Origin of the sequence: Paenibacillus lupini, assembly GCF_011761355.1 — a bacterium.
In the GTDB taxonomy this organism is placed as follows: domain Bacteria; phylum Bacillota; class Bacilli; order Paenibacillales; family Paenibacillaceae; genus Pristimantibacillus; species Pristimantibacillus lupini.
Genome location: NZ_JAASRW010000002.1, coordinates 381,019 through 406,808, shown reverse-complemented (window position 1 = coordinate 406,808; position 25,790 = coordinate 381,019). Strand labels below are relative to the sequence as shown.

Annotated in this window: 26 protein-coding genes and 1 pseudogene; 4 read left to right on the top strand and 23 right to left on the bottom strand. The window is 48.4% G+C overall.

All coding sequences use genetic code 11. The features are described 5' to 3' along the window. Positions 1-130: 130 nt before the first annotated feature. Genes FHS17_RS07385 through FHS17_RS07375 form a run of 3 tightly spaced genes read right to left on the bottom strand, consistent with a single transcriptional unit; the run spans position 131 to position 2,941 of the window. Positions 131-694: an NAD(P)H-dependent oxidoreductase gene (locus FHS17_RS07385; RefSeq protein WP_167277422.1), complete on the bottom strand. Its 564-nt coding sequence runs from the start codon at positions 692-694 to the stop codon at positions 131-133. Between the two features lie 42 nt (positions 695-736). Then, positions 737-2,497 (bottom strand): DHA2 family efflux MFS transporter permease subunit, encoded by a 1,761-nt coding sequence (locus FHS17_RS07380; RefSeq protein ID WP_167277420.1) that lies wholly within the window; start codon positions 2,495-2,497, stop codon positions 737-739. A 3-nt stretch (positions 2,498-2,500) separates the two neighbouring features. Further along, entirely contained in the window at positions 2,501-2,941 is a 441-nt protein-coding gene (locus FHS17_RS07375) for a MarR family transcriptional regulator (RefSeq protein WP_167277418.1), read from the bottom strand. Positions 2,942-3,170: 229 nt separating this feature from the next. Between FHS17_RS07375 and FHS17_RS07370 the strand changes: the two genes are divergently transcribed. Next, positions 3,171-3,449 (top strand): DUF2277 domain-containing protein, encoded by a 279-nt coding sequence (locus FHS17_RS07370; protein ID WP_167277416.1) that lies wholly within the window; start codon positions 3,171-3,173, stop codon positions 3,447-3,449. Between the two features lie 331 nt (positions 3,450-3,780). On the opposite strand, the gene FHS17_RS07365 is transcribed toward FHS17_RS07370, so the two are convergent. From FHS17_RS07365 to nrdI, 7 genes and pseudogenes are all read right to left on the bottom strand, one after another. After that, on the bottom strand, positions 3,781-4,449 hold the full coding sequence (locus FHS17_RS07365; RefSeq protein ID WP_167277414.1) for an HAD family hydrolase: 669 nt from the start codon (positions 4,447-4,449) through the stop codon (positions 3,781-3,783). Next, positions 4,446-5,130, bottom strand: a pseudogene (locus tag FHS17_RS31205) (YjjG family noncanonical pyrimidine nucleotidase). The gene FHS17_RS07365 and the pseudogene FHS17_RS31205 overlap by 4 nt, the downstream one beginning before the upstream one ends. A 30-nt stretch (positions 5,131-5,160) precedes the next feature. Then, positions 5,161-5,958: a PhzF family phenazine biosynthesis protein gene (locus tag FHS17_RS07355; RefSeq protein ID WP_167277413.1), complete on the bottom strand. Its 798-nt coding sequence runs from the start codon at positions 5,956-5,958 to the stop codon at positions 5,161-5,163. Positions 5,959-6,083: 125 nt separating this feature from the next. Then, a complete protein-coding gene (locus FHS17_RS07350; protein WP_167277411.1) occupies positions 6,084-6,539 on the bottom strand; it encodes a GyrI-like domain-containing protein in 456 nt (151 codons plus the stop codon). A gap of 366 nt (positions 6,540-6,905) precedes the next feature. After that, complete coding sequence (gene nrdF, locus FHS17_RS07345; RefSeq protein WP_167277409.1) at positions 6,906-7,862, bottom strand: class 1b ribonucleoside-diphosphate reductase subunit beta; 957 nt, start codon at positions 7,860-7,862, stop codon at positions 6,906-6,908. Positions 7,863-7,933: 71 nt separating this feature from the next. Then, on the bottom strand, positions 7,934-10,018 hold the full coding sequence (gene nrdE / locus FHS17_RS07340) for a class 1b ribonucleoside-diphosphate reductase subunit alpha (RefSeq protein ID WP_167277407.1): 2,085 nt from the start codon (positions 10,016-10,018) through the stop codon (positions 7,934-7,936). Beyond that, positions 9,951-10,364, bottom strand: a complete 414-nt coding sequence (nrdI, locus tag FHS17_RS07335) for a class Ib ribonucleoside-diphosphate reductase assembly flavoprotein NrdI (RefSeq protein WP_167277405.1) — start codon at positions 10,362-10,364, stop codon at positions 9,951-9,953. The genes nrdE and nrdI overlap by 68 nt, the downstream gene beginning before the upstream one ends. A 349-nt stretch (positions 10,365-10,713) precedes the next feature. On the opposite strand from nrdI, the gene FHS17_RS07330 reads away from it, so the two are divergent. After that, positions 10,714-10,935, top strand: a complete 222-nt coding sequence (locus tag FHS17_RS07330; protein WP_167277404.1) for a hypothetical protein — start codon at positions 10,714-10,716, stop codon at positions 10,933-10,935. A gap of 149 nt (positions 10,936-11,084) precedes the next feature. Further along, positions 11,085-11,705, top strand: a complete 621-nt coding sequence (locus tag FHS17_RS07325) for a thymidine kinase (protein WP_167277402.1) — start codon at positions 11,085-11,087, stop codon at positions 11,703-11,705. Positions 11,706-11,774: 69 nt separating this feature from the next. Here FHS17_RS07325 and FHS17_RS07320 read toward each other — a convergent pair whose 3' ends face one another. From FHS17_RS07320 to FHS17_RS07265, 12 genes are all read right to left on the bottom strand, one after another. Continuing rightward, entirely contained in the window at positions 11,775-12,536 is a 762-nt protein-coding gene (locus tag FHS17_RS07320; RefSeq protein WP_167277400.1) for a class I SAM-dependent DNA methyltransferase, read from the bottom strand. Between the two features lie 3 nt (positions 12,537-12,539). Next, positions 12,540-13,478, bottom strand: coding sequence for a CvfB family protein (locus FHS17_RS07315; protein ID WP_167277398.1), 939 nt, complete (start codon positions 13,476-13,478; stop codon positions 12,540-12,542). Further along, positions 13,475-13,822: a ribosome silencing factor gene (gene rsfS / locus FHS17_RS07310; RefSeq protein WP_167277396.1), complete on the bottom strand. Its 348-nt coding sequence runs from the start codon at positions 13,820-13,822 to the stop codon at positions 13,475-13,477. The genes FHS17_RS07315 and rsfS overlap by 4 nt, the downstream gene beginning before the upstream one ends. Positions 13,823-13,833: 11 nt before the next feature. After that, positions 13,834-14,397: a bis(5'-nucleosyl)-tetraphosphatase (symmetrical) YqeK gene (gene yqeK, locus FHS17_RS07305; RefSeq protein WP_167277394.1), complete on the bottom strand. Its 564-nt coding sequence runs from the start codon at positions 14,395-14,397 to the stop codon at positions 13,834-13,836. Next, positions 14,387-14,977, bottom strand: a complete 591-nt coding sequence (nadD, locus tag FHS17_RS07300; RefSeq protein ID WP_167277392.1) for a nicotinate-nucleotide adenylyltransferase — start codon at positions 14,975-14,977, stop codon at positions 14,387-14,389. Before nadD ends, yqeK begins: the two co-directional genes overlap by 11 nt. A 33-nt stretch (positions 14,978-15,010) precedes the next feature. Then, complete coding sequence (gene yhbY, locus FHS17_RS07295; RefSeq protein ID WP_167277389.1) at positions 15,011-15,319, bottom strand: ribosome assembly RNA-binding protein YhbY; 309 nt, start codon at positions 15,317-15,319, stop codon at positions 15,011-15,013. Between the two features lie 52 nt (positions 15,320-15,371). Then, a complete protein-coding gene (aroE, locus tag FHS17_RS07290; RefSeq protein ID WP_167277387.1) occupies positions 15,372-16,256 on the bottom strand; it encodes a shikimate dehydrogenase in 885 nt (294 codons plus the stop codon). An 18-nt stretch (positions 16,257-16,274) separates the two neighbouring features. Continuing rightward, positions 16,275-17,399, bottom strand: coding sequence for a ribosome biogenesis GTPase YqeH (yqeH, locus tag FHS17_RS07285; protein WP_167277385.1), 1,125 nt, complete (start codon positions 17,397-17,399; stop codon positions 16,275-16,277). After that, complete coding sequence (locus tag FHS17_RS07280; RefSeq protein WP_167277383.1) at positions 17,396-17,920, bottom strand: YqeG family HAD IIIA-type phosphatase; 525 nt, start codon at positions 17,918-17,920, stop codon at positions 17,396-17,398. Before FHS17_RS07280 ends, yqeH begins: the two co-directional genes overlap by 4 nt. 132 nt (positions 17,921-18,052) lie before the next feature. Then, positions 18,053-20,314, bottom strand: a complete 2,262-nt coding sequence (locus tag FHS17_RS07275) for a transglutaminase TgpA family protein (protein ID WP_167277381.1) — start codon at positions 20,312-20,314, stop codon at positions 18,053-18,055. Further along, positions 20,311-21,549 (bottom strand): DUF58 domain-containing protein, encoded by a 1,239-nt coding sequence (locus FHS17_RS07270; protein WP_167277379.1) that lies wholly within the window; start codon positions 21,547-21,549, stop codon positions 20,311-20,313. The genes FHS17_RS07275 and FHS17_RS07270 overlap by 4 nt, the downstream gene beginning before the upstream one ends. Positions 21,550-21,553: 4 nt before the next feature. Continuing rightward, positions 21,554-22,510, bottom strand: coding sequence for an AAA family ATPase (locus tag FHS17_RS07265; RefSeq protein ID WP_167277377.1), 957 nt, complete (start codon positions 22,508-22,510; stop codon positions 21,554-21,556). A gap of 233 nt (positions 22,511-22,743) precedes the next feature. Between FHS17_RS07265 and mprF the strand changes: the two genes are divergently transcribed. Further along, positions 22,744-25,371 carry a bifunctional lysylphosphatidylglycerol flippase/synthetase MprF gene (gene mprF, locus FHS17_RS07260; protein WP_167277375.1) on the top strand — a complete coding sequence of 876 codons (2,628 nt, stop codon included), beginning with the start codon at positions 22,744-22,746 and terminating at the stop codon, positions 25,369-25,371. A gap of 68 nt (positions 25,372-25,439) precedes the next feature. Here mprF and spoVAE read toward each other — a convergent pair whose 3' ends face one another. Beyond that, positions 25,440-25,790 carry a stage V sporulation protein AE gene (gene spoVAE, locus FHS17_RS07255; RefSeq protein WP_167277373.1) on the bottom strand — a complete coding sequence of 117 codons (351 nt, stop codon included), beginning with the start codon at positions 25,788-25,790 and terminating at the stop codon, positions 25,440-25,442.

The following is a 25,790-nucleotide window of genomic DNA, read 5'->3' as shown; positions in this document are numbered from 1 at the left end:
CCCTGTTTTTAGTTACTTGCATGTGCCTGCGCTTTAAACTGAACCCGCGCAACTCCGTCCATTTCCGGGGGCATCTTCGCTCCCATACATGCGGTCTACGCTAACTCGTTATGCGGCCAGCGTTGCTTGCTTACACTGTCCCCTGCGTTTTCTTGCCCAACGCATAGGTACCCGCCACATGAGCTACGCGCGTTCCAAGGGCTTCGCCCAGAAGCAGCCCCTTCGCGAAGAGCGATTGGCTCAGCGCGTCATGGGTATCCTCGACGGGTGATGTGACGCCTATTCCATAATAACTGCCGTACAGCGCGTTTTCGGGAATATTGGCCGGCAAACCGACGATCATCATCCCTTGGTGCAGCATCGGCGTAATCAGGTTCAGTAAAGTAGCTTCAATCCCGCCGTGAATGGTTGCCGTCGTGCAGAAGACGGCTCCGACTTTATCGACCAGCTTCCCGTTGGCCCATAAATAGCCGAGTTTGTCGATCCATTCTTTCATTCCGGAACTGATTGTACCGAAGTGTCCAGGACAACCCCATATGATCGCATCCATCTGTTCGAGGTCTTTGACGCTCGCCTTATTGACATGATTAATGATGACCTCTGCTCCTTCAACGCGTTCAGCACCCTTGGCAATGGAGCGGGCAAGTTGTTCCGTGTGGCCTGCTTCGCTATCGTAAACAATGTAAATTTTCATCGATTAATCTCCTCTCTTAGCTCTAAAATCAAGCGCGATTCCTCACTCTTTTTCTTTTAGCGGTCTGCTGAGCTTCTTAAGCGACTCCCGGTACGCCTTATCATTCATTTCTTCCTGATGGTCTTCCTGAGCTGGTTTCCCCTGCAACCGAAGAATCGCCTTCCGGTATTCCTGATCGTTAAATTGGTCGTTATCCTTCACCGGTTCAGGCGCTAGGAACCCGCGAATAGCGTTGCGGAATTCGCCGTCTGCACTTTGCCGATCGGAACGATCCTCTTTCTCTTTGACGGTCAGCTCCGCAGCAGGCGCCGCCTCCATCTCCACTACTGCAGCTTTATCCACCACCTGAATTGCGTCCTCGGCAGGCTTAACCTTACGGATGAAGAAAGCAAGTACGAGCGCAGCGATTGTTAACCACGTAGCGACGACGAACGATTGGTTAATGCCATAAATTGTCGATTGTACGGTGATTCCGCCCATTGCCGCTTTATCGGTCGGATCGATGTTGCCGGCGATAATCAGCTCCTTCGCATGCGACGCGGCTTTGTTCGTCATGATAGTGACGAGGATCGCGGTGCCAAGCGCACCGGAGACGTTCCGAAGCGTCTGGGACATGGCTGAACCGTGCGCATTCAGACGGCGCGGCAGCTGGTTAAGTCCGGCGGTCTGGATCGGCATCATCAGCATGGACATGCCGAACATCCGCAGCGTATAGAAGAGCATCATGTGATTGTACGACGAATCGATTTCCAAATGGCTGAATTCGTATGTCGTAACGGCTGTAATGGCAAGGCCGATGACGGCCAGCCAGCGCGCGCCGATTTTATCGAACACCATACCGGTGATTGGCGACATGATGCCCATCAGGATGGCTCCCGGCAGCAGCAGCAATCCGGATTCGAGCGGCGTGAAGCCGCGGATATTCTGCAGGAAGATCGGCAATAGGATCATGCCGGAGAACATTGCCATTGTGATAATGGCGTTGATCAACGCAGTAAGCGAGAACATCCAATACTTGAAGACGCGCATCTCAAGCAGAGGAGCCTTCATGACTATCGAACGGACGATAAACAGAATGAGCGCAATGGCGCCGACAGCCAGGCAAGTGATAACTTCGGTGGAGTCCCAGCCTTCCGTACCTGCTTCGCTGAAGCCGTACAACAGACCGCCGAAGCCGAGCGTGGACAGCACGACGCTCAAAATATCGAGATTCGGCCGGGACGTCTTGATGACGTCCTTCATTGAGAAGGCGCCAAATACGACGGCGAGAATCGCAAGCGGTAATACGATATAGAACAGCACATGCCAGTCATAGTGCTCGACGACCCAGCCGGAGAGCGTCGGTCCGACGGCCGGTGCGAAAATCATCGCAACGCCCATCAATCCCATCGCTTTGCCGCGCTCTTCGACGGGGAAGATGGTCAAGGTGACGATAGTCATCAGCGGCATCAGAATACCGGCGCCGCATGCCTGAACGAGACGGCCGGCTAACAAGGAGCTGAAGTCGCCCGATAGGGCACATACGATTGTACCGATCGCAAATAGGGACGAGGCGACCAAGAACAATTTCCGGGTCGTAAATCGGTTGATCAGATAAGCACTGATCGGGACGAGCACGCCGTTCACCAGCATGTAGCCGTTGGACAGCCATTGGATCGTGCTTTCGTCGACGTTAAGATCTGCCATCATTTTCGGCAGCGCAACGTTAAGCACGGTTTGGCTCAGCAGCGCCACGAACGCAGCGATGAGCAAGGAGGCCATTATCGGCCCTTTGCGCAAGTGATTGGACACCATTGTTGTCATGGCTTAAGCTTCCTCCTTGGATTGTTTTAATAAACGCAATACTTCGTTCTGGAGCCGGCTGAGCTCGCGGTGATCTTGTTCGGTCATCGACAGCAGCGGACGCATCATATTCATGCGCGTCGCATCCGTTTCGCACCAGAGCGCCTTGCCTTTCTCCGTCAGCTTCATCGTCATCGCCCTGCGATCCGCTTCCGTTCGTTTGCGCTCCAAGATACCTGCCTTCACCATCCGGTCCACGATGCCGCTCATCGTGCTGTTGCCCACATTTAGCTTCTCGGCGAGCTCGGACAAGCGGATTTCGGGAATTTCGTGCAGTACGCGCAGCACCAAAAGCTGAAGGGCAGTCAAGTTATGCTTGCTCGCCGCCTTGGACAAGATTTGGAAAAAGACTTGATTGATTTCGCGATGAGCTTGAAAAATATCCACGATCCGCTGTTCTTCCACTGCAGCTTCCTCCATAAATAGTTTGCGTGCGAATTATTATGAACTAAAATAATATTTTATGTCAATCAGACTTCAGGCCGTTAGTTTTCCGCAAAGGTCCTGCTGCTTATCCCGTAGCCGAATGTTTTGGTACTTCTTTCCCAATCTTGTGAAACGGTGATATGATGGCGGCATGAGACTAGAATTTCCTGTCTTGGCAAACAAAAGATAACGAGGACGGTGATCGGTCATGTGCAGAAATATTAAAACGTTATTCAACTTCGATCCACCCGCAACGGCGGACGAAATTCAGGCGGCTTCCTTGCAGTTCGTCCGGAAGCTGTCGGGCTTCAATCAACCATCCAAGGCTAATGAAGTCGCTTTTCAGCAGGCCATTCAAGAGGTGGCCGCAGCCGCGGAGAAGCTGTTGTCCACATTGGTGACAAACAGCCCGCAGCGCAATCGTAAGGTAGAAATCGAACGCGCTCGTATTCGCTCCATCAAGCGGTTCGGCCCCCCGGAAAACTGACAGACATGAATGCGCATTGGTTTTAAGTTTAGCGAGCCTTGCTTCAGATCTTCGCTCGAGCCGCGTTCGTTAGCGGACGGTGTGGAGGGGACAGCAGGGCTATTCACCGTGTCCAAAGTGCTGATCATATTTGAGGCTCATGACTCAGACTAATGTCGTATGGAAGGAAGTTGTGTTCGTATAAGGGGAGGTTAAAGAGAATGAAAACTAACCTGCAGCGGTTTAATGGGGATTTGCTTAGCGTTGCTTCCAGTGGGAATCAAAGGGGCCATAAGAACCAGTATTCTTCAGGCGACCGACCAGCGATCGCCTTGAAGTTCTTGAAGAATAATCAATTATTTTTTACCAATCCAGCAAGCAGCTTGCCCAGCTCTTCAACTGTTCCCGCCAAATATGTCGGTTCCGCAAGCCTCAATTCTTCTTCGCTGCCATACCCATAGCCCACTCCAATGGAATCCATGCCATGCCGCTTAGCTCCGATAATATCATGCTTGCGGTCACCGATCATAATGGCATCTTCTGATGCGATACCGCAGGTTTGCATAACATGCTCGATTACTTCCCCTTTATCAACGCGGGTATTATCCAAATTGCTCCCGCCAATAAAATCAAAGTACTCACTCATCTCGAAATGCGAGATAATTTTCTCAGCGAAAAAGGTTGGCTTCGAGGTAGCAACAAACAAGTTAGCCCCTAGTTCCTTTAAGGCAGCAAGCAACTCCTTGATTCCCTCGTAGCGCACATTCTCGTACATACCTCTTTTAGCGAAATATTCTCGGTAATACGTAATTGCTTGAGAGCACTGATCATCCGTAAACCCATAAAACTCCTTGAACGAGCCCGCAAGTGGTGGTCCGATGAAAGGATCAAGAACGTCTAGATTATCAATTTCAATGCTAAATTTACTAAGCGCGTATTGGATAGCACTTGTAATACCAAGCTTCGGATCGGTTAGTGTCCCGTCCAAATCAAATAAAATATGCGAATAGGAATGCGTCATAACAGCGTTAGCACCTCGGATAATGTTTTAATTTCAAATTTTGGCTTAATGAGGGTATGATTCGGCTTGTTATTCGGATTGTACCAGCAGGTGTCGATACCGCTGTTCAATCCGCCCTGAATATCAGAGGTTAACGAATCCCCAACGATCAGTACTCTGCTTGGATCTGTGACCCCTAGCTTATTAAAGGTGTATTCAAATATGCCAAGATGAGGCTTCTGAAATCCTGTATCCTCGGATACGATAATATGCTCGAAATATTTGGCCATATCCGCCTTAGCAAACCGGGACAGCTGCACTTCACGAATACCGTTCGTAATAATGGCCAGCCGGAGTTTCTCCTTCAGCTCTTCCACCAACTCCACTGCACCATCAAGTAAGTAGCCACCAGACCCAAGGTAACCCAAATACCTACTGCTGAACTCATCAGCGCCAATAGTTAAGCCCGTACCTGTGAACAGTCGGCTGAACCGCTCTTACTCGGAGATCAGCAAGCGATATCGCGCCCTTCTCGAAGTCATTCCATAGCTCCTGATTGATGGTCCTATAAAGGGCTACAAAATCGGTATCGGGTGATTGTATCCCAAACTCCTCAAATACACTGGTGAGCGCAAAGTCCTCAGCCTTCTTATAGTCGAACAGTGTATCATCCGCATCAAATAAAATCACGTCATAATTCATTGCAGACAAACTCTCCTTGCTTCTAATAATCTAAACTTCTAACGTTCCTTGCATAATCATCTTCGCTTGGCCGGTTAACAGGACTCGGCTGCCGCTCACAGCTACCTTGACGATACCGCCGCGTTTTGAAGCCTGATAGCCCGTCAACTCCTGTTTGCGGAGTCTCCTTGCCCAATAAGGCGCCAGCGCACAATGAGCCGAACCGGTTACCGGGTCCTCCATAATACCTGCACTCGGATAAAACGCACGGGAGACAAAATCATACGGCGAACCTGCAGCCGCTTTTGACGTCACAATGACACCTCTGCCTCCTGCCGCCATAAGCTGCTGCTGGTCCGGCTTCAAACTTCGTACCGTCTGCTCGCTGTCAACCTCAACGACATAATCCATGCGGTTTTTGCCCGTATATCTCGGAATAAGCCCCAGCCCTTGAATTAAGGCCTCCGGCGCATGTACTGGTTGAGGCGCTTCCTCCGGAAAATCCATCGTCATCCAGTCGTCGTTTGAATTGTAAGCAACCGTGAGCACTCCGCTCTTCGTCACAAAACGGGCCGTTTCCTCTGGCTGAAGCCGCTTAGTATGCCACAACGCATAAGCGGACGCAAGCGTTGCATGCCCGCAAAGATCAACCTCCGTCTCCGGCGTGAACCAACGCAGGTCATAGCCGTCATCAATCGGAACCAGAAATGCTGTCTCGGACAAATTCATTTCTGCCGCCACCTGCTGCATCCACCGTTCATCCTCCGGTTGTTCGCAAAGGCAGACCGCAGCCGGATTTCCACGGAATGGCTCGCTTGCAAATGCATCAACGATATATATCGGCTTCATCGCTTCCGTCCTCCTTCTCTCTTGTACAGTATAAGCGAAAGAAAAAAACAGGGACAACCCCAAGGTCAATGTCATTAAGTTAGCTTAAACTTAATGACATTGAACCCATGGTTCCCTGTTTATCATTACTCATCCTGAAGAGGAATAAGAAGCTCCACTTCCTCTTCTTCCAAATGCCGTTCGTCAATATAAAAAACTTCAATGGCAAGTGCGCTGTCATGCTTGTTCAGCTTTCGTTCGTTCATCCAGGTGAATAACTGCTCATACGCTTCGCCGATCCGTTTGTTTGTTGTTGCAACCATTGCATATCGATGCTCTGGGATGGTGAACTGCACCATTCCGCGTGGCAGCTCCTCCATATGATGAACTTCATAACAAGCCCAATATGATGCGAATACTTCGTTCCCAAAGTATGGGCTGTATAATACGGGTGATTTGGATACGGTGTTTAATTCATGTTTGCGTGATTGAAATTCGCTCTGAAGCCGGATCGCTTCATCCGGAAACGAAGAATACGGTCCACAGTAACTAATTCCAGCCAAATGAATAGCAGGCTTCGTAATAATGGAGCAGTTGTCCAAGTGAATTCCTCCTACAAAGTTTTGCGAAGCAAAACTTACTTCGAAAGCATTGGCTAAAAAGTTTTGCCAACGTGAACGGCTTCGCCGTCCTTAGGCGGCAGAGCGCGTTTCAATCCGGTGAATTCTAAGCCAAGTTTATAAAGAAATTTATAAATCCTTAGAATTGAAGCAAAACTTACTTCGAAAGCGACCACTTAAAGCAAAACTTACTTCGAAAGCAATCACTTAAAGAATTGAAGCTGGGATGAGCATTTATTCGCCAATAGTGTAACATGGCTGCCATTTTTAGGATAGTGTTATAATTGTTTTTTTCGGTTGCTCTCATGCAAAAAAACAGCCGGCTCAGTGAGCCGACTGTACAACGATTTACATATTAAACACGAAATCCTCGTCACGTAATTGCTCAATGTGAACGGTACGTACATAACCATTACCTTTTTTCGAGAAGAAGTCATGCTGCTTTGTATGAGTGCTGATTCCGTTGAAGACGATTGGGTTAACCGGCTCTTCAGGGAAATGAGGATCAAAGCCAAGGTTCATAAGCGCTTTGTTCGCATTGTAACGGACGTAAGTCTTCACTTCTTCCTCCAGACCAAGCGGGCTGTACAGGCTGTCTGTGTACAAGACTTCATTCTCATACAATGTGTTCAGAAGTGCATATACCTCTTCTTTCAATTGCGCTTGCTCTTCAGGGCTGAACTCATTAAACAGCTCTTGTGCAAGTACACCTACATATAGACCATGGATACTTTCGTCGCGCAGGATCAAGTCGATGATCTCGCCGCTGCTTGTCATTTTGCCTTGGCCAGCCAAGTATAGCGGATAGAAGAAGCCGCTGTAGAACAGGTAGCTTTCGAGGAATACCGAAGCTGCCATCGCTTTGTACAACTGCTGATTAGTCTCGATGCCAGCGTACCAGGAAGCGATAAGGTTCGCTTTCTTCTGCAGGTGCTCATTCGTCTCTACCCATTGGAAGATCGCATCGATCTCTTCTGTCGAAGCCAGTGTCGTAAAGATACTGGAGTACGACTTCGCATGGATTTGCTCCATCATCGACATAAACGCCAGTACTGCTTTGCGCTGCAGACCTTCTACATGCTCCAAAATTTTAGGCATGCCAATGCCGCCTTGAATTGTATCGAGAAGCGTCAAGCCGCCAAGCACGTTTTTGTATACGCTGCGCTCGATGTCGCTCATTTCCATCCAGTCCATTTTATCATCGGAGAGTGGAATTTCTTCATCTGTCCAGAACTGCATAACGTTCTGCTGCCAGAATGTAAGAGTAAAATCGTCATCTGGACGGTTCCAGTTTACTGCTTTCATCAAATCCTGCTCCTTTGGTAGAAGGCTGCTTTCCGACACGGATCATCCGGCAGCCTTATCGTTAGTTCGAATTATACGGCGCAGCTTGTGCATTCCTCAACGGAAAGACGCTTCGTTCTCGTATAGTAGAGCGATTTCAGACCCTTCTGAGCTGCGTAAATATAGAAACGAGCCAGTTCACGAGTTGTAACGTTGCTGTTTACATGCAGAACCGTCGAGATGCCTTGGTCTACGTGCTGCTGAATTTCCCAAATCAGGTCAATAAGCTTGAACTGATCGATATTATAAGCCGATTTATAGTAGAAGTAGTTTTCCTGAGCCAGGTAAGGCATTGGATAATACGTCGTCGAGTTCGCATACGTACGTGTCTCGATATGTTCTACGATCGGCATAACGCTCGAAGTGGAATTTTGAATGTACGAGATGCTTTGTGTTGGCGCGATCGCCAAACGGTAAGCATGGTACAAGCCGTACTTCTGTACTTTTTCTTGCAAAGCTGCCCAATCTTGTGGCGTTGGAATGTCCATGCCCTCAAACAGAGCTAGTACTTTATCCGATGCTGGACGGAAGTCCGTCTCGATATAACGAGTGAAATAAGTGCCTTTTGCATATTCCGAGCGGTCAAAGTCTTTGAACGTTCTGCCGCGCTCTTTTGCAATTTCCATACTTTTCTCAATCGAATAATAGTTCATCATCATGAAGAACGCGCTCGCGAATTCTTTTGCTTCGTCGCTCTCATAAGCAATTTTATTTTTAGCGAAGAAGCCATTCAGGTTCATCGCGCCAAGGCCGACGGAATGCAGCTCTTCGTTCGCTTTACGTACGCCTGGTGCGTTGTCGATTTCCGATACGTCGCTGACAGTCGTCAATGCTTCGATACCAACGTGAACGGATTCTTTAATTTTCTTGCGTTCCATGACATTCACAATGTTCAGGGAAGCCAGGTTACAGCTGATGTCGCGGCGAATTACATCGTCCATGCCGTAATCATTGATTGTCGAAGTCTCTTGCACTTGGAAAATTTCGGTACAGAGGTTAGACATCTTGATTTGACCGATATCCTTCAAAGCATGGACACGGTTAGCATTCGATTTGTTCATAATGTAAGGATAGCCGGATTCCAATTGAATCGAAGCAATCTTCGTCATCATATCACGTGCGTTCATTACTGCTTTTTTCACAACTTGCTCGTTAGCAAGCAGCTCTTCGTACATAACGTCCATATCCATGTCGTCCAGATGTTTGCCGTATGCTCTATGAACGGAATGAGGTCCAAATACATGCAAAGTTTCGTTCTTAGCAGCCAGCTCATAGAATTTATTAGGAATAATCAGGCCGATCGACAACGTTTTGATACGTGTTTTCTCATCAGCATTAATTTTCTTACAATCAAGGAACTCAATAATGTCCCAGCCGAAAATGTTGTAGTAGCCTGCGCCTGAGCCTTTACGCTGACCCATTTGATCTGCATAGGAGAAGGCATCCTCCATCAGCTTCAGTACCGGCATAACGCCTTTTGCAGCGCCCTCTACACCTTTAATCGCTTCGCCGCGTCCACGCAGCTTCGACAGATTGACTGCAACACCGCCGCCGATCTTCGACAGCTGCATGCAAGTACCAAGCACGTAGTTAATCGAGTTCAGGGAATCGTCCATTTCAAGCAGGAAACAGGAAACCATTTCGCCGCGGCGGCTCTTGCCAGCGTTCAGGAACGTTGGAGTAGCCGGCTGCAAGCGCTGCTCGATCATTGCTTCGGCAATACGAAGGGCTTTATCAGCATCGCCTTCGCCAAGGCTTAACGCAACAATCGCTACACGGTCATGGTATTGCTCCAAGTATTTCGATTTATCGTTAGTCTTCATGGCATAGTCTTTGTAGAATTTCGAGATTGCCATATATGACTCGAATTGGAAGCCGCTGCTCTCTGTAAGCAGGAACACCGCTTCAATCTGCTCATATGTATACTTCTCATATACATTGTCGTAATAATCGTTCTCTATAAGGTGGTCCAGCTTTTCACGAAGGGAAGCGAATTTAACGCTCTTTGCGTCTACTTCCTCCATAAAAGCGACAACCGCCTCTTTATCTTTATCCAATTGATAGAAGCCGTCCGCTCCGCGTTGCATCAATTCGTTGTTCAGTTCGATATGTTTCAATATTTCGCACCCTTTCGACAAAGTATTCCATATCTTGATTGGTACCGGATAATTCAAACTTCGATATTACAGGCACGTCGAACAGGCTCGAGATCGTATCCGCACTCTTCGCAAACCCGTCTCCCCAGTTACGATTCCCACTTGCGGATACCCCGCGAAGGTTCTCACCATTCCGGTTTAAGAAGGACATGACACGTTCCGGTACTTGACCAAATCCAGTCGTATACGTGACCAGAACGTAAGGCTCGTCCACCAAATCAAGCTCACCAATGGGCACCGCTCTCATATTCAATTTATTAATAAAGCGTTTCACATTGCCTGTTCTTGATTCATAGACTACCAGCATGTCTCTCTCTCCTTCAAAGAATTGCGAAGCAATTCTTACTTCGTAAGCATAAACTTAAAGAATTGCGAAGCAATTCTTACTTTGTAAATTTCAGCATTTTTGCCGAAATTCAGCAATATAAAAGCGCTTCTGACAGCAAAGATGTCAAATGCGCTAGTTGACAATTTCGTTGAAATCTGACTACATAACTCAATATGTAGTTGGTAAATTTGATTCTACATCAAGATATAGGCCTCGTCAATGAAAAATATGGAGAAATTATTTATTCGCCCTTTTTCGGCACTCGACTATTTTAACAGATGCGGATATGATGGGATAGTGACATTTTATTGCTAATATGGAGGTTTAAATGGACAAGCAATTAACGCCGGAACAGATGCGTGAAGCCGTGCTTCAACTGTTCCAGGATGCGGGCTACCAGGTACCCGCTCTGCTGCCTTACATAGATAGTTTAACGCAGGAGAATGACCGGTTAAAGCAGGAGTTGAAACGTTTGAGACTAGCTGCCGCTCGTGGAACCTCTTCGTCAGACAGCATGAACAGCAGATTAAAGGACGCATTAAGAGAATAATATTTAGATCGGAATTTGGACTGAAAAGATGAATAGCAAATTCTATATCTAGTGTCGATTTCCGAAAAAACATGTCGAATACCCCTATTGCTTTTACGACTTATTCTGCTAAAATGATACAACCAATCAGTAAAGGTAAGGGATAAGTCATGGATAGAGGTTTCATTACGGTCATTATCGGGCCCATGTTTTCGGAGAAATCAGGGGAGCTCATTAGACGCTGTCAGAAGCTAATGAAGTACGGACGTAAGCAGGTTCAGGCCTATAAGCCGGCTGAAGATAATCGCTTCAGCACGGAGGAGATCGTCAGCCGGATCGGATACCGCCTCCCGGCAACCAACGTGCCAAGGGAACTTCCCCCTGCTTCCATCGAACAGATTCTGCGTGAGACCAAGGACGCCGATGTCGTCGCGTTTGATGAAGCATCCTTTTTCGGCAAACCTATTATCGCTCTAGTAGAAGAACTAGCCTATCAAGGCAAACACATTATTGTGGATGGCCTGAATATGGATTACAGAGGCAAAGAGTTCGGATATATCGGCGGTTTGCTCGCCATTGCCGACGAAATTGTCAAATTAACGTCCTTCTGCGCGGTATGTGGTGATGCCGAAGCCACTTTCACACAGCGAATTGTGAATGGACAGCCGGCAAAACTTGGGCCCGTGTTTTTGGTCGGCGATACGGAGAGCTACGAGCCTCGCTGCCGTCGTTGCTTCGTTCCTCCCCACAAGGAATCTGACGAGCGTACAGATACGATTACGGCGCCTTAAATTCGAAAACAACAACAGGGTTGTCTCCCTCACTTGATGTGAAGGAAGACAACCCTGTTTACTTTAATATCATTTCACCGCTGCAAAGAATAAACGTTCTGAATCATTGCCCGCTGGCTCAAGCTCGAAGTCCGCGTAACAATCCACCGTGCGGAAACCTGCTTTCTTCAAAGCAGCTTCCATCCAGCTTCGGTCGTACGCACGCTGCGCGTGCATTTCCTCAAAACGCTCGAACCTGCCGCTTCTTTCCTCCGCAAAGATCGTCAAATGATGCTCGATCTGAGTGCGGGACTCGTCCAGCTCGCAGGTCCATATATAGGCGACCTCATCTTCGTCAAGCACAAAAGGCTGCTCCTCCGAATAACGAAGGAACACTTTAGGAGCATGAACATCAAATAAAAAAAGTCCACCCTCACGTAAATTGTCGTATGCCGCCTGAAAAGCAGCTTCAACATCCTCTTCCTCGGTCAGGTAATTGACGCAGTCACAGAAGGAGATGACAGTATCCACGGGCTCCGCCAGCGTCCAGTCTCTCATATCCTGCTCCAGCCACGTCGCCGTGCCACGCGCACGTCCTACCTGGGAAGAAGACTCGTCCCATTTGCTGCGGGCAACAGTCAGCATATCTGCCGACAGATCGATACCATAAACTTCTAGTCCGGATAGAGCGAGTGGAATGGCTATACTGCCTGTTCCACAGCCAAGATCCGCCACGGTCTTTGGCATACCATAGCGCTCCCAGCTGTCATGGGCAAACTGCAGCCACTCTTCATAAGGCATGTCCTGCATCAGCTTGTCATAGACTGATGCGAATTGACCGTATGCATCCATTTGCTATTCCTCCGTACGATGCGCCGGAGTGCCTGCCTCGGAATCTGCAGAATCCGCTTCGGCCGAGTCCGCCAGATAGGTCCAGCTTCCCTTTTGCGTAATCAAGCCTTCACGCATCAGCTTGCCTAGCGCGCGTTTAAAGGCTGATTTACTGATTCCAAACCGCTGCTTAACTGTATCTGCCGGCGATTCATCGGAATAAGGCATACCGCCGCCTGGACGCTCCTTCAAGAATGCGAGAATGCGGTCAGCATCCTCAAGCCGTCCTTCCTGCTTCAGCTTAGCCATCGACAGATTGACACGGCCATCCTCTCGAATGAATGTAACACGTGCAGATACACGCTCACCTAAGCGAAGCGGACGTACACGTTCTGGTGCTGGAATAAGACCATATACACCAAATCCTACAACCCCTCCATCAACTAGCACGAATGAGCCCATCTGGAGTGACTTGGTTACCCAGCCTTCTACCCATTGGTTACGCCATGCTTGTGGAGCTTCGAATACTAATGGTCCCAGCTCATCCTCGCCGGCTGTTCTTGCAAGCAATCTTCCGGCTTTATCATGGCCAAGTACAACATGAACTTCATCGCCGGGCAGCGGACGGAATTCAAACTTTTCAGGCAGCTCAGAGATTGGCAATAGCAGCTGGCGTCCCAGACCAAACTCCAAGAAGCAGCCGAGGCGCGGATGAACATCTGCAACTTTAAGTCGTGCCATCTCACCAAGGAGAAGCGCAGGACGTTTCATCGTTGCGGCAATCCGGTCCTCGGAATCAAAGAAGATAAATACTTCAACGGGATCATTGATTTTTGGTTTTTTGCCGACAAGCTCGGTGTAGTGCAGCAGTACCTCCGACTCTTCATCGGTCAAAAAATAACCGTAGGGCGACACTTCACGTGCCACCCTTAATGTTAGAATTGTACCGGCTACCAAACTCATGCGAACTCCACTACCTTCGCGTCGGACCACAAACGCTCAATATTATAATAATCACGCTCATCACGATGGAAGACGTGAACGATGACATCGCCAAGGTCAATCAGTACCCAACGCGCCGAATCCATCCCCTCAATGCCGCGTACACGTACGCCGCGACTCTCCGCTTGTTTGCGGATCTCCGTTGTAATCGCTTGTACCTGTGTATCTGAATTACCATGACAGATGACAAAATAATCTGCCACAAGTGAAATCTCTTTCAAGTTTAATGCCACGATGCGCTGCGCTTTTTTATCATCCGCAGCTGCAACCGTTATTTGCAATAGTTCATCTGAATGTACGGTCATAGCTCAGCCTCCTAGTTTTTCTCTTCAATTAAATCATTACGGGCCTCAACAGTAAGTGGATAAATACGGTTCCCTTTTTCCACAAGAAAGGAGATCGTGGAATCAAAACCTGCTATCAACGCCTGTTCGAGGTTAGTCTCGCTTAGTTCACGAATTCGCTCTACACCCGGGAATTCTCGTCCAGGCTCTATATAATCCGCCAGACATACCACTTTGTCCAGCTTCGTCATTCCGACCCGGCCTGACGTGTGATAACGAATCGCATCAAGGACATCCTGATCCTTGACTCCATATTCATGCTCAGCTACCCAATAGCCAACTTCTGCATGCCAAAGTGCTTTATCATGCGTAAGCAGACCTTGGTCAAGCTGCCGTTCCTGTATAATCTGTTCCATCTTGGCAATTGGCCAAAATTTCGCCACATCATGCAAAATGGCTGCAAGCTCCGCTTTAACCGGGTCTTCCCCGAACCGCTCTGCAAGAATAATGGAGGTCGCCATAACACCTTCCACGTGCTTCCAGCGCTTCTCCGGCATTTGCGATCTGACCGACTCAATCATTTGTTCACGATTCATAAAGCCCTCTCCTCTTTATAAACTGATGAACGGTGTCCGGTACCAAATATTCGATCGAACGTCCCGACTGTACTCTGCTGCGGATATCGGTCGACGATATCCCGATTGCCGGCATCGCAGCCATCGTTACACGCTGGCGGAGATTATCCGGAAGCTGATTCAGCTGTACCGGTATTCCTTCCCGCTCTAGCCCAATGAAAGTAATAAGCTCAGCCAGCTCTTCGATGCGATGCCACTTCGGAAGATCATTGATCCGATCCGAACCAATAATGTAGGAAAAGGCGGCATCAGGATGCCGCTTCTTCAGCTCAAGGACTGTCTCGATCGAATAGCTCATTCCTCCGCGCTGCAGCTCAATATCAAGTGCCTTGAAGCACGGATTGCCTCCCAATGCCTCTTGTACCATCTGAAGCCTTAATTCGCTGCTTACGCCTGGCTGATTGTCTTTAAGCGGAGGATGATAGGTGGGGATAAACCAAACTTCGTCGAGCCCGAGGCTATCACGTGCAGCTTCAGCCGCAATCAGGTGGCCGATATGAATAGGGTCGAATGTTCCACCCATAATACCGATTCTTCTCATTCGCGCTACCTTTCTCTTCCTATAAAGGGGCTGTTATTTCGCAGCCTTTGGCAGCTCGATCTTACGGTTCTTCTCATCTGTTGCTCGCTTGTAGAGAACAATCGTTTTACCGATAACCTGTACCAGTTCAGCTCCTGCAGCTTCCGCTACTTCTGCTCCGATCTCTTTTGGATCTTCCACGCAATTGTTCAGAACAGATATCTTCATTAATTCACGAACTTCAATCGCTTCTTCAATATGACGAACCAGCTGTTCGTTCGTGCCGCCTTTACCTACTTGGAAGACCGGCGTTAAATGATGAGCGAGCGATCTGAGGTGTCGTTTTTGTTTGCCAGTTAACATTTGTTGTTTCCTTCTTTCATCTCTATAGGGTTGTCATTATTCTTATTACCTATTATAAGGCAAGGGATTGTAATACCGTTTCACGCATAGCTGCTACTGGTGCAGATTGTCCTGTCCAATACTCGAAAGCATACGCCCCTTGGTAAATAAACATGCCAAGTCCGCCATGTACACGGCAGCCACGCTGCTCTGCATCCAGCAGAAACTTTGTACGGAGCGGATTATAAATCAGATCGCTTGCGACAGCGCCCGCCTTCAGCCATGATCCGTCAATCGGGCTTGCATCCATATGAGGATGCATACCTACCGATGTTGTATTGATGACAATATCCGCTTCCTGACAAGCTACCTGAAGTTCATCCATCGCAGTAGCGCGGATATCTGCCAGGGTTCGGAAGGATTGTGAAAGCTCCTCTGCCCGTTCTACCGAACGGTTGGCAATGGTGATGCTCTCAGGCTGTTCACCGGCCAGCGCATACACAATTCCGCGTGATGCGCCGCCAGCTCCGATAACAACAATCCGTTTACCTGCCAAATTTGGTTCCGCTTCTTCCTTCAAGGAACGAACATATCCAATACCATCTGTGTTATAGCCGATTAAACGACCATTATCATTCACGATCGTATTGACCGCGCCGATTGTCCTGGCGCCAGCGTCAATCTCGTCCATATAATTCATAATATCCAGCTTATGAGGAATCGTCACATTAACTCCTCTTATTCCCATTGCCCGAATGCCCGCTACAAATTCCCCAAGCTTATCCGGTGTAATATGAAAGGCCATATAGGCTCCGTTAATCCCTGTCTCGCGAAAAGCGCGATTCATCATAATCGGCGACTTCGAATGACGAATAGGGTCGCCAATAACGCCATACAGCACGGTATGGCTGTCAATCCGGTTGCCCGGAATTCCAGTGTCAAGCGCGGATCCCGTCAATGTTCCCGTTCCCCTCTCCTATATAAGCGAATCGCGAAGCACTACCTTGATGCCTTTTGGCGCATAGACGTCAACGATCGCACCTGAAGTACCATTTACTTGAATCCAGCCGAGACCAGACAAGAAAATATCCTTCTTCGCGCCGCGTGGAACACGAATGGAATGACGAGTCCATGGCGGCATTTCATCAAGCTCTTCACGAGATGGTGCACCAAGCAGCTCGCCGCGATGATCCTTATACAGCTCTTCTGCCCGTTCCAGCTTCGTCCGATGTACATTCAGCGCATTCGAGATATAGAAGGTAAACGATTGACGCTCGCCCTCAACAAAGTCGAACCGCACAAGGCTGCCGATGAACAACGATTGCTGATCATTTAGTTGGTAGACAAGCGGCTTAATCGGTTTGTCCGGCAGCAGAGACTGCAGGAAGCCGCGTGGTACAATTTCCGTCATACGTGTCGAATACACAATTCCCGGTGTATCGATAATGGCTTTGCCGTCATCCAGCGGAATATGGACTGCATCAAGCGTTGTTCCCGGATAGCGGGAAGTTGTCAGCTCGCGCTCCATATCGCTGTAGTCACGAATAAGACGGTTAATCAACGTGGATTTGCCGACATTCGTTGCGCCAACGACATACACATCCCGGCCCTTACGATGGCGCTCTAACGCTTCAATCACATGCTCGAAGCCAATGTTACGTTTAGCGCTGCAAAGGACGATATCCACGGTCCGCAGCCCTTCTGCTTTAGCTTGCTGCTGCACCCAATTGCGAAGACGGTTCAAATTCATCGACCGCGGCAGCAGATCGACTTTATTCACCACAAGCACAATCGGATTATTGCCTACAAAGCGCTGCAGGCCGGAAATTAAACTGCCCTCAAAATCAAATAAGTCGACGATATGGACAACCAGACTGTCCGTCGACCCAATGCTGCCAAGCAGGCGTAAGAAATCATCCTGATCGACCGTTATCGATGAAGCTTCATTATAATTACGAATCCGGAAACATCTTTGGCAGATGACCGGTTCCCGGTCCATCGCCGATTCAGGCAAATAACCCGATTCTTCCGGGCGCTCCGTTTGGAGCTGCACTCCGCAGCCTGCGCATGCATGCGACTGACTTTGCTGCTCTTCTCTCACTTTGTCTCCCCCTCATACCAAGTCCCTTTTTTACGCAAACGGGAAAGAACAAACCGCTCAATTCTCCTGTTCACCCGGGTCATTATTCCTTCGTCAGCAGGAGCTATAGGCGTAACCAGAATCGTATACAATCCCATACGATTGCCTCCCAGCACATCCGTGAGCATCTGGTCGCCTAAGACAACCGTCTGTTCCACAGGCAGACCTAATACGCTAAGCGCTTTGTTGAACGATTTATTAGCCGGCTTGCGTGCGGCATGAATAAACGGAATGCCCAGCGGATCTGCGAACTTCGACACTCTCGTCTTATTATTATTCGACACAATCACAACTTTAAAGCCAAAGTCTCGAACTTCATCCAGCCATTTCGTAAGCTGAGGCGTTGCAAGCGGCTCACGTGCTCCTACGAGCGTATTATCTAGATCGGTAATGATCCCGCGGACACCCTTCTTATAAAGCTCGTCCAGCTGGATCTCATACACCGAATTTACGCGTAAATGCGGCAATAATCTCTCGAACATTCTGCCAAAGTCCCCCTGCTCTATCGCTCTTCTCCTGCTATCTTACGAAACTATACCATATATTCGGATTTTGTTGCAAAGAAATACCGCTCCCATTAGGCGAGCGGTATTTCTTACCTTTATCATGTACAATTATAATTCCTCTTTAACCGCTTTAATTTTTAGAATAAATCGATCGGTATCCACACTTGTCGCTTGTACGGTGCTGTACTTCGCGCGTTCAAATTCATCAAGCACCTCACGGAGCAGGCTTTGCAACCTCTTATGACTTGGCGACCATCGCTGAATCGCCTCTCGGAGCGTCTCATGCTCCTGCCGTTCATAACCTTTACGTCTGCAGAGACGAAGAAGCTTCTCTGTCTCCCATACAATCCTGTCATTACCAGAATAAGGACGGCGCCATAAACGTATCCGTGTGAAACGGAACATGACATATCCAATCACAAGAACAAAAAGGACTGAAACGGTGCTCCACAGTATTGCCGACCAATTAATATCCTTGCTGGCAGGCACTTCCTCTGGCGTAGTATCCGTACTCACATCCAGTGTTGGAGTTGGCAATGCTTCCTCCTTAACCTCAGGCATAGAGTACGGGAATGTGAATCCAGCCGTTGGTTCAAATGGAATCCAGCCATAACCATCAAAGTAAATTTCGACCCAGGAATGCGCATCAGAGTTACGAACAGTATAAGTTCCTGCACCATCTGGATTCAGCTCTGCCTCACTTGGGATTCCACCTGCTGAAGGTAAATAATCAGATGCTGGGAGAACCCCTGGGGAGAAGCCCTTCACCCAGCGTGCCGGCAGGCCAACCGAGCGTGACAAGACTGCCATCGCTGTCGAGAAGTAATCGCAATAGCCTTCCTTCAGCTCAAACAGGAATTGGTCAACGAAATCCGTACTGTCATCGCTCAGCTTCGACTTATCCGGCCTATTCGTATACTGGAAGTTCGTCCGAAGATACGTCTCGATCAGCTTAGCTTTATCATAATCGTCTACTGCTTCCGCTGTAACGGTCTCGGCAAGCGCCCTCACACGGCCAGGCAAATCAGATGGCAGCTGCAAATATTTCTTATTTTCTGCTGCATCCGCAAACGCCGCCTCCGTCTTGCGTAGTCCTTCTTCATTTAATACTGTCACTTCAGAAGTAACCGAATAGCTTTGCGGGAATCTTTTGAGTGGACGGTCAGACCATATAAGCTCTTGTTCATCAACCGCCCATTGCAAGCTCTTCGGCAAAGTTGATGCATCCGGATCATCTATCCAATGAACCGATGTAACGGGATATGCAGAAAATAATACAGGATAAATATCATTGCGGACCATTCTAACCTGCTGTTCCACCTTCAACGTCTCCGCTAATTCACGGCTTTGCATGATAGGCAGCTCTTTGTCTTTCCCGACTGTCGAGATGTTATCAAGGTCCGAGTCATCAATCGACCAGCCTGCTCCGGAATATACCGTCTTTGTCTCCCCGCGCCAATAACTGCGATGCGAAGTCGTGATGTTCATCACCGGTGAATAGTCGAAATCAAAGCCTCCGCCTAGCGAGGAGTCGTCCCTTCCATAACCGGAGCTTGACTCGCTGCTGCTCACATCAACGGGGGATGCAACACTTTTATCACCGAGGAACACGTTAACCGTCTCACCCTTGGACTCCTTCCACATCGTGTATGGATCCTGGATGATTGGCGAAATTCCCGGCATCAATATTCCTGCAGTCATCAGGACAGACAGCACAACAACAATCGGCAGCAGCAGCTGCAGCGGATACTCAATTAATTCTCTCCAGCTGCTTGGATGATTGCGCTCAAGCCTGTACAAATGATTGGCTACCAGCCAGATCAGGCTCAAAAATACAATTAAAGCAACCTCGTCCCATAACCAGATCGGAGTAAAGGAATCCGCAATCGTCAAGACAAGGATATTTACGCTTATAAAACCAAATAACCGAGGTCTTGTCGTCACCCATTGTACAAACAAAATATAGAGCAGTAATAAGGCCCCGCTAATCCATATAAAAGGATGAAGCTGCTCAGCGTAACCCCATAACCGCTCGAAGAAGAATGTCCAGCTCGACTGGTCTTGCTCCTGTACAAGTGTTACTTTTTTAAGCTCAGCAAAACGTATGGTGGCAAGCAAGGCAAGCAGAGATTGAACGATAATGCGCATAACTCTCATGCGCTGCGGCAGCAGCCAATCTACGACGACGGCAAGCAGCAGCGTAGAGGTAGCGACAGTAAAGGTCTCCTCCCACCAGAAGCCTTCAAATATTTGCAGGGTATTCATAATCATAAGTGCAATAAACAATTGCGACAGCTTCAAGTACCAATTTGGAGTCAGCTTAACCATTACATATCGACAAAACGTAAACAACCGCGGAAAGACGCTCATGCTCGGCCTCCTTCCAGAACAGCGGGCAGTTCCTGAAGCTGCTTGAGTTCAAATAAAGTCCAGCCTTTGCTGCGAATCATCAGCCTTGACTGCTCTTCAAGACGCTTCACTCCGCCAATATGCATAAGGCATGGCGTCAACCCTTTGCGGGAAAGCCATTCCATTGCGCGGATCGCTTCTTTCCCGGAAGTACCACTTATAATTATCGCGAAGGAACCTGGCTCAAGCCGTGAATCAGCTGCAAGTAAAGTTTTGTACAGACCTTGCTCCGCGTCAGCATCAACAAAAGTCAAATGCTTCAGCAGTGTGCCACGCTGCTCCACACCAGCCTTTGGCGGCATGATCGTCAGCTTCTTGCCGGAAGACATGAGGCCAATTGCCGTATCTCCCTTCGATCCGCTGTCAATAAGAGAGGCTGCAGCAGAGACAGCAAGCTCGAACCTCTCTGCAGCAGGTTCTGGATAATCAGCAGCATAACGATCGAGAATAAGAAGGGTACGAGGAAGAGATTCTCTCTCGAATGCTTTTGACTTCCAATCTCCTGTCTTAGCCGTTGCATTCCAGTGAATTCGTGATAACCTATCGCCGTACAAATATTCACGAACACCATTGATTTGTGTCGTTTCTTTCGCCGCGCGAGGCGCCACGGCATGGGAATAAGGTCCGCGGAAGCCGCTTTGGACACTGTGCCATTGACGCAGTGGAATAATCTGAGGCAGAACGCTGAATACCGTTTCCGAGCCGAAGCTGCCGGAATGTTCGAACAGCCCGAATATATCATGAGAAATACATTCTGTTGTTTCAAAGCGGTATTCCCCGCGCTGCAGCGGCGGCGTTTGGTACGAGACCTCGCCGGCTCGTTTGAAATTAGGAACAAAGGAAGCCTCGAAATGCAGCCGCTGTCCGTTATGCCGGAGCAGCCTGTCTCGAATCAGTACATAGGGAATCGGGTATACACCAGGAACTTTCACCGACAGCTGGACATCAAGCGTACTGCCTGCCGTTAAAGATTGTTCGATATGAGAAGACGCTCCTGTCTGGCGATAGGTCCGGTTGCCAGATACATGACTAATCCCACTCCAGCGGCCTAATGCAAGATAAATCAGCAGCACATTCAAAATCATAAACAACATTAAGGCAGTCTTGCCGCCTTGAAAAAGCAAATAAAATAAAGCAGCGCCATAAATGAACGCGATAAGCCTCCATCGTTTACGTGTCTTCGCGACCGTGCTCATCGGATCAGCGCTCCAGTCTAACCGGAACTTTGGCCGTATCCAGCAGCTGGGCGACGATGTCCTCGGCCCTGAGCCCATTCATACGCGCATCTGTATTGAGCAGCATTCTGTGGGATAACACATACGGTGCAAGATTTTTAACATCATCGGGCGTAACAAATGTCCGCTGCTGCAGGTAGGCGCTGGCTTTCGCCGCTCGGGACAAAGCAATGGCCGCACGAGGACTTGCGCCAAGGACAACTTGCGGATGTGTACGGGTTGACCGGACAAGCTGAATTAAATAATTGCCGACCGCATCATCCATATGAACAGCAAGCACCTGCTCTTGAATCCGTTCAATATCTTCGATAGTGGATAATTGCTCCATTCGATCTGATGGATGAACACCTTCTCTTGACAGCACCATCCGCTGTTCATCTGCTTCATTCGGATAACCAAGCGAAAGCTTCATCATAAACCGGTCAAGCTGAGCTTCCGGTAAGGAATAGGTCCCCTCGAAGTCAATCGGGTTCTGTGTGGCCAGCAGAATAAACGGACTCGGAAGCATGTACGTATCACCGTCGACAGTAACATGCCCTTCCTCCATAGCTTCGAGTAAGGCAGCTTGTGTCTTGGTCGTTGCCCGGTTGATCTCATCGGCAAGCAGTACATTGGTCATGACGGGTCCTGAACGGAAAATAAACTGTTCCTGCTTAGGATGATAGATCGAGACGCCTGTTATATCCGTTGGGAGCAAGTCAGGATTACATTGAATACGGCGGAATTGTCCGCCTATTGTTTTAGCTAACGCTTTTACTAATTGAGTTTTACCTGTGCCCGGTACATCTTCAAGCAGAACATGTCCGCCGCCGATGACGGCTATCATTAGTCGTTCAATCTCATTTTCTTTTCCCAAGATACATTCATTTAAGCTGCTAAGGATTGAAGAACATAATTGCATATCGGCGAGACGAGTTTCCATAGACATACCTCCTGCAGAGTAGTAAGAGTATAAAATAAGGGGATTTAGTACTATTTTACAGCAGTACCTTTGGGTAGCACAAATGAACGAACTGCCAAAAAAAATTGGAGGATTCCACATAATCCAACATCCAAAGAAGGCGTATTTGTGAAAAGTGGGAATTGATAATTTCATATGATATATTGGCAATATCTTCACTCTTATCCCTATATACGCATAAGAAGGTGCAATCGTTGCTCACTCAACTAACCAGCTTTACAAACCGGTTCAAAAATGTATTTAAATTCCTGTTCCCCGTTGTGATCCTTCTCTTTCTGTACACGCAAACCAGCGGCTTTATTAATGAGATCCACCCAGCCGCCGCTCTCCATTTGCTGAAGCATCTGCATTGGATAGATCACCTCGAGCTTGGTATTCTCTGTTTTCTGTCGGTAGCGGTCATGTCAGCTTATGATGTGATATTAATGAGATGGAACCGCGCTAAGCTGCCTAACACAGCCTTATTCAAAATAAGCTGGATCGCTAATTCATTTAATAACGCCATCGGATTCGCTGGTTTAACCGGTGCGGGGCTGCGCTTGATGCTTTACCGCAAATGGGGCTTGCAAGGTCCGCACTGGCTGCGGTCTCTGGTATACCAATCGTTAGCCGGCTTAACAGGACTGTCTATTCTATCCCTTCTGCTGCTTGCAGGAGTGTGGAATGATCACAGCCTGCTGGCTCATCATCCTTGGCTGTTTATAGCTATAATCCTGGTAGGCCTGTATGTCGTGTTGTTCGCATCCCTTGGCAGACTCCCCAAGCTGGGAAATGTACTAGGGCTAACGGTGCAGCAAGAAGAGACAACTATCGCCAAAACTCCGGTATTTAAGATGATTGCTGCCTCCCTCCTTGAATGGATGATGGCAGGACTATCTTTTTGGCTAATTGTACACCTGATGGGTCTGCCTATCGGACTACGTGAATCGATGAGCATCTATGTCATCGCAGCTGTAGCCGGGGTGGCAAGCTTTGTACCAAGCGGATTAGGCTCCTTTGACGCCATTGTGCTGCTTGCCTTCCAACATCTTGGCTTGTCTCCGGACCAAGGACTCGCCGTTATTGTGCTTTACCGGATTTTTTACTGCTTCCTTCCTTGGGCACTAGGACTTGCCTTCGCTACAACGGAATGGATTCCTAGCAAGGAAAAATGGGCACAAACCCAGCAGCAGGTATTAAAACCCGCAATCAAACGCTGGCATACCATATGGAATTGGCCAAGCCAAACAGCCGTCCTAAGTGATATTAGTACCTGGGCTCTCGCTGCACTTGTATTTATTAGCGGTGTACTGCTGCTATTCTCCGCTGCAACCCCAGGCAGCTGGCATCGTATGCATATGCTTGAGCAATTCGTCACTCCCTTTACGATGAAAGGCTCACATCAGCTTACCGTTCTGATTGGTTTGTTAATGATCATGGTCTCAGAAAGTATCCGTTTCCGTGTGAAACGAGCTTACTATTTGGCCTTGATTCTGCTGGTCGGCGGTACGCTGGCCTTAATTCTGAAAGGCTTCGAATTTGAAGAGGCGATCTTCCTTCTGTTCGTCTGCCTGCTTTTATGGCTGTCCAAAGACAGATTTAATCGAAAAGAGTCCATCTTCACTGTACGAAAAACGTTCGCTTGGGCTGGAATATCGTTGCTTGTCATTGTGTTGTACTTATCCGTAGGGCTGTCTACAAATGAAATTCCTCCTGGAGTATTAGCCCATGCCAAATGGTATGCCCGTTATTCGCTAAAGGATGACGAGCTGCTGCGGGAAGCTGTACTCGCACTGGCTGTCAGCTGGATCTTGTTATCGGTAAGAAGACTATTTGTCCCAAGTCTTCCTCCTGCTCCAGCTCCCGGTCCGCAGGATTGGGAGAAGCTGCAGCAGCTTCTTGAACGTCACCCCGGCAATTTCTTGACGCATTTGATGTACATGGGTGATAAGAGCTTTATGTGGACACCTGATCATAAAGCCGTACTCGTATATGGACGTATTGGAAAAACTTTAGTTGCACTTGGCGATCCGATTGGTGATCCTGTGTCCGTTCGACTGCTTGTTCGCCAATTCCGCGATTACGCAGACCGATACGCAGCAACAGCAGTCTTTTATCAGGTGAAAGCAGAACAATTGCCTTTATATCATGAATTCGGCTATCGTTTTTTCAAGCTTGGAGAAGAAGCCATCGTCCAGCTGGATCAATTCCAATTATCTGGCCGGCGTAAAGCGGATTTGCGTGCGGCATGCAATCGTTATGAGAGAAATGGCTTTACTTTCGAAATTATCAAGCCGCCTTTCACTCCTATGCTGTGGTCTGAACTGAAAGCTGTATCTGATGAATGGCTGGGTGATAGTAAAGAAAAAGGATTCTCGCTTGGCACTTTTCAAGAATCATATCTTGAGCTTGCTCCTGTTGCCGTATTGCGGGATAGCGAGAATCGGATTGCTGCGTTTGCCAGCATGATGCCGGTATATGATAACGGTAAATCCATATCTATTGACTTGATGCGTCATCGGGATGGTCTCAGCGGAGTGATGGATGTGCTGTTTGTTCATTTACTGCAGTGGGCTAAAGGGGAAGGCTATCAAGTCTTCAATCTTGGTATGGCTCCACTCGCCAGCGTAGGAGAGTCCATGTATGCCTATCGCGGAGAACAGCTTGCAAGATGGGTATTCTTAAAAGGAAGTCATTTCTACGGATTCCAGGGCATACGCCGATTCAAAGATAAATTCGATCCAGAATGGGAGCCACGTTATCTGGCTTTCCCACAGAACAGTCTTTTCCTGAAGCTGATTATTCAGGTGACAAGAATGATCTCACGCGGCAGAAGTGATTAAGATGAACCTAGTAATAAGCGAAAAAGCAGGGTTACCCTTTATGAAGGTAATCCTGCTTTTTCGTGAGTCTAGCCCTTAGGGCGCACAACGAGCGCCGCCAGGAAGGAGAATATAATCGCCGCGGAAATCCCGGCACTTGTGACCTTGAAGATACCGGAGATAACGCCAATCCAACCTGAGTTCTCCAGCTCGGTCAGCGCACCATGAACAAGTGCATTGCCAAAGCTCGTAATTGGTACGGTTGCACCCGCACCAGCAAAATCAACCAGCGGTTCGTACCAGCCAACCCCGTCGACAATCGCGCCAACAACAACAAGGGTTGCCATTGTATGCGCTGGTGTCAGCTTCACTACATCGAACAACAGCTGCCCCACCACACAGATGGCGCCGCCTATGATAAAAGCCCATAGAAATTGCAT